This window comes from Brunnivagina elsteri CCALA 953, assembly GCF_002289455.1.
In the GTDB taxonomy this organism is placed as follows: Bacteria; Cyanobacteriota; Cyanobacteriia; order Cyanobacteriales; family Nostocaceae; genus Brunnivagina; species Brunnivagina elsteri.
Map to the genome: position 1 here is coordinate 1 of NZ_NTFS01000388.1, position 6161 is coordinate 6161.

Annotated in this window: 8 protein-coding genes; 4 read left to right on the top strand and 4 right to left on the bottom strand. The window is 40.5% G+C overall.

The genetic code is table 11. The features are described from left to right. Positions 1–301 precede the first annotated feature (301 nt). Positions 302–547, bottom strand: a complete 246-nt coding sequence (locus CK510_RS24555) for a Pb-reticulocyte-binding protein (protein ID WP_095724174.1) — start codon at positions 545–547, stop codon at positions 302–304. A gap of 85 nt (positions 548–632) precedes the next feature. Further along, on the bottom strand, positions 633–854 hold the full coding sequence (locus tag CK510_RS24560) for a DUF6876 family protein (protein WP_245912416.1): 222 nt from the start codon (positions 852–854) through the stop codon (positions 633–635). Positions 855–1303: 449 nt separating this feature from the next. Here CK510_RS24560 and CK510_RS24565 point away from each other — a divergent pair, with 449 nt between their 5' ends. Continuing rightward, a complete protein-coding gene (locus CK510_RS24565) occupies positions 1304–2989 on the top strand; it encodes an efflux RND transporter periplasmic adaptor subunit (protein WP_095724180.1) in 1686 nt (561 codons plus the stop codon). Between the two features lie 161 nt (positions 2990–3150). Here the strand turns inward: CK510_RS24565 and CK510_RS24570 are convergent, their stop codons facing one another. Further along, positions 3151–4002, bottom strand: coding sequence for a cytochrome c biogenesis CcdA family protein (locus CK510_RS24570; RefSeq protein WP_095724175.1), 852 nt, complete (start codon positions 4000–4002; stop codon positions 3151–3153). 28 nt (positions 4003–4030) lie between these two features. After that, positions 4031–4570, bottom strand: coding sequence for a TlpA family protein disulfide reductase (locus CK510_RS24575; protein ID WP_095724176.1), 540 nt, complete (start codon positions 4568–4570; stop codon positions 4031–4033). 302 nt (positions 4571–4872) lie between these two features. Between CK510_RS24575 and CK510_RS24580 the strand changes: the two genes are divergently transcribed. Genes CK510_RS24580 through CK510_RS24590 form a run of 3 tightly spaced genes read left to right on the top strand, consistent with a single transcriptional unit; the run spans position 4873 to position 5894 of the window. Continuing rightward, entirely contained in the window at positions 4873–5301 is a 429-nt protein-coding gene (locus CK510_RS24580; RefSeq protein ID WP_095724177.1) for a hypothetical protein, read from the top strand. A gap of 37 nt (positions 5302–5338) precedes the next feature. Beyond that, positions 5339–5674 (top strand): DUF6972 family protein, encoded by a 336-nt coding sequence (locus tag CK510_RS24585; protein ID WP_095724178.1) that lies wholly within the window; start codon positions 5339–5341, stop codon positions 5672–5674. Further along, complete coding sequence (locus CK510_RS24590) at positions 5628–5894, top strand: hypothetical protein (protein ID WP_095724179.1); 267 nt, start codon at positions 5628–5630, stop codon at positions 5892–5894. Before CK510_RS24585 ends, CK510_RS24590 begins: the two co-directional genes overlap by 47 nt. Positions 5895–6161 lie beyond the last annotated feature (267 nt).

Here is a 6161-nt window from a genome sequence, read left to right on the forward strand (position 1 = left end):
ACACAGAGAACGTATGGAATAGTATACTTTGGTATAGACTCGCTCTGAATAATCGCTAACAGAATATTCGCCTAAAACGGAATTATCTATTGCCTGAAAAGTTGTTATTGATGATTTACGTGCAGCCATAATTCAAATACCTCTTAAATCATTCATTTTCCTATTGGCGTTAGCCTTCTTAAAACAAAGGAAGAGGGAAGAAGAAAGAAGCCTGGAATTGGGATTTACCCACATTTAGTAGAAGGTATAAAGTAATTTCCCTTCTTCCTTCTAACTCCTTCCTCCTTACGAAGGAAGTGAGTTAAAACCAGGTATAATTATCGCAATCTGCCATTAAATCTTTAATGTCGCAGTGATATTCGTAATCTACTTCCAACTGCTGTAAGTCCGTATCCGATATCAAATTTTGTAGTTCTTGCACAATCTCTCGAACTTGATTTTCTTCGCTGATACCTGAGTAGTATGTTTTGATAAATTTGTCAGCTTTGCTCACAAATTGTTCGAGATTTGTAACGAATGTTTGCTCACTGCTAATTGCTTGTACCATAATTTTTCTCACACTATTTACAGATTTGATGCAGCTTAATATTCACTGGGAATCATGGAAACAGTTCGCAATTCGCAATTCGTAATTAAACTGCGAATTGCGAATTACGAATTGCAAATTGTTTGTTTGTATCCCACTCACAAATCAAAACACCGGAATTATTTTCAACTCGTAAATGCCAGATTTGAAATTCTCTTAAGTTAGGATTGGAGAGAAATTGTTTAGTTTCATGTGAGAAAATTGCATCCAATAGCCAATAGCTACTTGTTTCATCAGCTAAGTATTTGATGCCATCTGTATATTTCAAGCCAAGCCAGTGTTTATAGAGAGTAGTTGAACCAGTAAATTTCTTAATAAGTAATGGCTGATTTTGATTTTTAATAGCTGGTTTTTAGGGTTATTTTACTTGATTTAAACCCATGAATTGGCATGTCAATTTTTATTACTAGAAGTTGGTGTTTTCAGTATTCATTACTTTTAATGTATTGTATGTATCTTTGATTGGTTTGGTCTTTACTTGGAGTTGCCCACGTTCTGGAGGTATTTTGATGATGTATTAATTAAATCATCTTTAATTTAGCTAATCCAAGCATTTTTTTCTCACTTGTGAGAAATCCGGGTTACTATGTATAAAATTAGCCATTATCCAAATTTCATCCAGATTTCATCCTCGCATGACAAACTGTAAAATAGGCAGTTAAGTTTTTTAACGCTGTGACGATTTAAATTCCCTGTTTACAAAGGAATCTCTGGATGATGCAAAAGCCTCACCATACCAAAAACCAAATAAAATCACTTGGTCATGTTTCTTCTGCTATCGTCAGCTTTCTGTTACTAACATCAACCACCGCAGTATTGGCTCATGCTGGTCATGGAGACGAATTTAAAAGTGTAGGTGATACAACAGGAACACCAAGTTCCGTTCAAGTTGATGCTGAAACTGCTAACCGACTTGGTATTAAAACTGAACAGGCAAAAAAGCAATTTCTTACTGTCGGGATCAAAACTACGGGGCAGATTGAAACATTACCCAGCCAAAAAGTTGAAGTCACTACCCCAATAACAGGGGCAAAAGTGGTTGAATTGTTAGTAGAGCCAGGTGCTACAGTCAGAAAAGGTCAACCCGTTGCGGTTGTCACAAGTCCTGATTTGGTAACATTGCGTGTTGAATCTCAAGAAAAACGTGCAGACGCGATCGCATCTCGACAACAAGCACAAACTGACTTAAAGTTAGCTCAACAAAATTATCAACGATATGTGCAGATAGCGAATGCGGAAATCGTCCAAGCCCAAAGTCAGGTATCATTTGCTCAGGAAAAATACAGTAAAGATACGCAATTAGCTTCCGAGGGTGCTTTACCTCGTCGTAATGCTTTAGAATCGCAAACCCAACTGGCAGAAGCAAAAGCAAAGTTGGTTTCAGCTAATAACAGACGGGATGTAATCGAAGCCGAAGCGCAAATGAAACGCGCTCAATCAGCCTTCCAAGTAGCACAGGAAAGATTACGCCTTAGTGATATTATCTATAATACCAGACTACAACAAATCGGGAATACCCCTAATTCTAAGGGTTTGGTAACGGTGACTGCCCCGATTTCTGGCAAAGTTACAGATCGAGAAGTAACACTAGGTCAGACTTTTAACGATGCAGGTGGCAAGTTAATGACGATTACTAATGATAGTCGAGTTTTCGCCACAGCTAACATTTATGAAAAGGATTTAGATCGAGTAAAAGTTGGTCAAAGAGTCAATTTGCAAGTTGCTAGTTTACCAGAGCGGAATTTTTCTGGCAGAATCTCCCGTGTTGCGACATCGGTACAGGGGGAAACACGAGTAATTCCAGTACAAGCGGAAGTGGACAACGCAAACGGGCAACTTAAACCAGGGATGTTTGCAGAACTTGAGGTATTAACAGACAAAACATCAGCATCTGCGATCGCAATCCCTAGTTCTGCGGTGGTTGATGCCAATGGGAAAAAGATAATCTACATCCAAAATAGTAATACTTTCCAATCGACGGAAGTAACTTTAGGTCAAACTTCCGACAATATGGTGGAAATCAAGAGTGGTTTGTTCGATGGTGATGTAGTTGTGACTCAACGTGCTTCGCAACTTTACGCACAATCTTTACGAGGTGGAAGTAAAAAAGAAGAAAGTGAACATTCTCATGTGGAAATTACTCCAGTGAAAACTAACAACTTACCAATACCCTTGTGGTTATTAGGAGTTGGGGGAGTCGGGATAGTTAGTGCGGCTTTTGCTGCGGGTAGTTTTTGGTCATCTCGTCGAATGCGTCAGGATTTAGTGACGGTTGGAGATGGGGATATAAATGGGTTGAGTTACGAGATGGAGGTGTATTTGGATAAACAACCGAATTTATTGGGTGCGTCTGTAGTGGATAAGGGAGAGAAAGAGGATAAAATACAGCAATTCTCATTTTGAAACGATTTTGCACCATTTCAGCGCTCCCCAGATTCGTTAAGAATTGTAAAACCCTATGACTGTAAGGGTTTCAATGTCATGAAACCTTAAAATGAGAATTGCTGGATATACTGAGCTATTACTAATATTGACAAGTATAAATGAAATTAAGATGAAATCTTCTAACTTCCAAAAAACCACTGAGTCCCCGTAAACAGGTAATACACCCCAGTTAAAATCAGTGCGACACTACCAAAACGAATAATTCCCTCGGAATGATTCAATAAATTACGACTTTGTTTAGCCAATCCTGTAAATAAACTTGCCAGAAAAATTAATAGGGTATAACCAAGCGCATAACTAACCATTGTCAGCGTACCCAATACCTGCGAACCCGTAGCTGCTGCTGATGCTAACACCGCAAACAACACCGGACTCGCACAGGGAGAACTCACCAATGCAAAGGTTAAACCGACTCCATAGGGTCCAGCTTGGGGAAGATTGACGTTCATCTGTGGTAAAGGTATATTTACCACACCCATCAACCACAGACCCATCACAGCCATAATTAAGCCCACTACTATATTGATATAGCCTCGGTACTCCACCATTACAGTTCCTGCAAAGGAAGACACCAAGCCAAATAAACTTAAAATTGTCACCGCACCCAACACAAACAAACCAGCTTTAATAAAAGCATCCCAACGGGATTTGATATTCAGTGTACCGATATAGCTGAGATTGACAGGTAAAAGTGCGAGAATACAAGGAGACACAGACGCGATCGCACCACCTGCAAAAGCCAATGGTAGCAAGACAAAGGGATTTGCGGTATCCTGTTTATCAAACCATTGTTGGTAGCGGTTTTCCACAATGGAAACTACCTGTTCGATGGGATGACTAATTACAGGTCCTAGTGTGAGAACTAGAATTAGTGATAGTAGTCCCAATCCAACATAGACTAGCCATTTTTTCGAGATGGGAAACCGTCGGGAAGGGATTCGCTCTGGGGAGGATTGGGGTATTGGTTTCATAAAATTCTCCGTGATGAAGAGGTAAAGATTAATTTTTGGCTATTGCAACATCAAGTATTTTGGTGTAATCAGCTTTGTTAGGATTATTTTTAAACACCGTTAAAATATTGCCAGTTGCCGGGTCAACAATAGCTACTGTACTGGTTTTACTCTTGTTGTCCTCCAGGAATTTACCTAAACCCAATTTTTCAGCTTGGGCTTGTGTCTCTTGAACCTTGGCTTTATCGGTGACATCCAAGACTACAAAATTCACCTTACCGGAATATTCTTGTTTCAATTGCGACAAGGTGGGAGCAATATTTTTACAACCAGGACACCAGGTAGCATATACATCTACTAAAACTGGTTTACCCTGAAGTTCTTTGGCTAGAGGTCCCCCCACAGAGGTTAATTTCCCAGCACAGGGGTCTTTTTTACCCGCACAAGGGTCAGCTTGAGCAACTTCTGTAGTCGATGGTGTGGCTTGATTTTGGGAAATATTGTCTGATTTTGTGGTGCTGCATGATACGGTCAAAACCAGGCTGCTTAAGCACAGTAGACTGAGTAAAAATTTGCTATTTTTGAACATGATTGCTTCTTAATGGTTGTATGGCAAAATGTTTTTCCGAGATAACTCGAATTGCATCTATTTACTAAGACGACCAAAAAACGAGATTGGATTTAATTCAAGGAAAATTCTGTTTAACCAACCAAATAGGGGGTTTATACGGACTTGTTCCCTATAATCTACTTAAAAAGGTAGTTTATAGGGAAAGATTCAGTATAATACTCTTATTTGGGGGATTAAGCGGAATAGTTCGGTATAAATACCTTGTGGGAGGGGATTGCATGGAAACGTTCGGTATAATAAATAGTTAGCCCTTGAAAAATATGACTGAAGAAGAACGTTGGGCTTATCTAGTAGCACTTGATGAAGAATTACTAAAAGGTGGCGTTATTCTGTCGGAGTGGTGCAGCTTCATTGTGCGAGAAGATGACATTGCCTTTGCTAGTGGTGCCTATTTGGCGTCTATCCTTACATCTGTCTCTGGCATAGAAACCTACTTACGGTCTGAGTATGGAGAGAAATCTAGAGAACGGCTGATAGATTTGATCGAAAAAGCCTCCTTGGACCCTGAACTGGCGAAAGATCTCCATACACTTCGTCAATATCGGAACAGGTGGGTGCATGTTGATGATCCCCGGGATGACGAGTGTTTGTTAGAAGGTTCAGAGGGTAAGGAGGGTGAACTGGAAAAAATGGCATTTTTTGCAGCGAGGGCGCTGAGACGTACAATCTACGAAAATCCCTGGATATGAAATAGTCTTGGTATAGTCTGAATCCCCCTAAGTATTAATGAGTAGTATCAACCGTGAGATTTTTCTGGATTCCAGGCACACTGGTAAGCATTTACCAGGTACCCCCCAGATGCAGCGTTTGCTGAGGCGAGGTAGATCTGCTCATGTCTTCAATAATGAAGCCACAATGGAGAAGGTTGCTCAAGCCATCATTGAGAGAGGAGAGTTTACAGGGGTAATTCGAGGATATGAGCGCTATGGCTTATTTTTTGCTGAATCAATCGGTTATCGAATCAGCCCTGAAGATGGCTCCAGTACCCCGTTATTCTATGGAGAGGTGAAAATTGATGCAGAAAATCGATACCATGTCATCCCCCGCACTCGACCCAGTTAAGAGTGAATGGAACTTTGTTGAAGTCTGGATAGATCCGATGCTGTCTCCTCCTTATATCCTACTGTTGCTAGGTGATCCAGCAGGAAGTTGTCGTGTGCATGATCCAGCCGAGAATTATAAAGTTGTTTTCAGCAGCGCAACCTATGACGAAGCTCAAACTTGGTTGTTAGAAGATGAGTATGAGCCAGTTGAAGGACGGCTTGCAGCCTCAGGGTTGTAGACAAGGCAATAGAGTCAAGCAGCGAAAGGGCTAACAATTCGCTTGGAGCGGACTGCCGAAAGATCTTGGTGCATAGAGGAGGTTGTTTGGAGCCGCTCAACCGCGCCGTTAAACATCTTTGAGAAAAGCGATCGCTCAACGTTCAAACAAAGAAATCAATCATTCAAAATACTCACACTCGAATCCCACGTTCAGTAAATCACAAAGTTTTTTCCAAGGCTTATGCTCATTCAATCACTAAGTATAGTTAAGTAACTTTATACACTT

What these genes read in the sequence shown, in the direction of transcription:
- CK510_RS24555 (WP_095724174.1), bottom strand. Translation starts at nt 547, where the DNA reads ATGGTACAAGCAATTAGCAGTGAGCAAACATTCGTTACAAATCTCGAA.
- CK510_RS24565 (WP_095724180.1), top strand. Translation starts at nt 1,304, where the DNA reads ATGCAAAAGCCTCACCATACCAAAAACCAAATAAAATCACTTGGTCAT.
- CK510_RS24570 (WP_095724175.1), bottom strand. Translation starts at nt 4,002, where the DNA reads ATGAAACCAATACCCCAATCCTCCCCAGAGCGAATCCCTTCCCGACGG.
- CK510_RS24575 (WP_095724176.1), bottom strand. Translation starts at nt 4,570, where the DNA reads ATGTTCAAAAATAGCAAATTTTTACTCAGTCTACTGTGCTTAAGCAGC.
- CK510_RS24580 (WP_095724177.1), top strand. Translation starts at nt 4,873, where the DNA reads ATGACTGAAGAAGAACGTTGGGCTTATCTAGTAGCACTTGATGAAGAA.
- CK510_RS24585 (WP_095724178.1), top strand. Translation starts at nt 5,339, where the DNA reads ATGAGTAGTATCAACCGTGAGATTTTTCTGGATTCCAGGCACACTGGT.
- CK510_RS24590 (WP_095724179.1), top strand. Translation starts at nt 5,628, where the DNA reads ATGCAGAAAATCGATACCATGTCATCCCCCGCACTCGACCCAGTTAAG.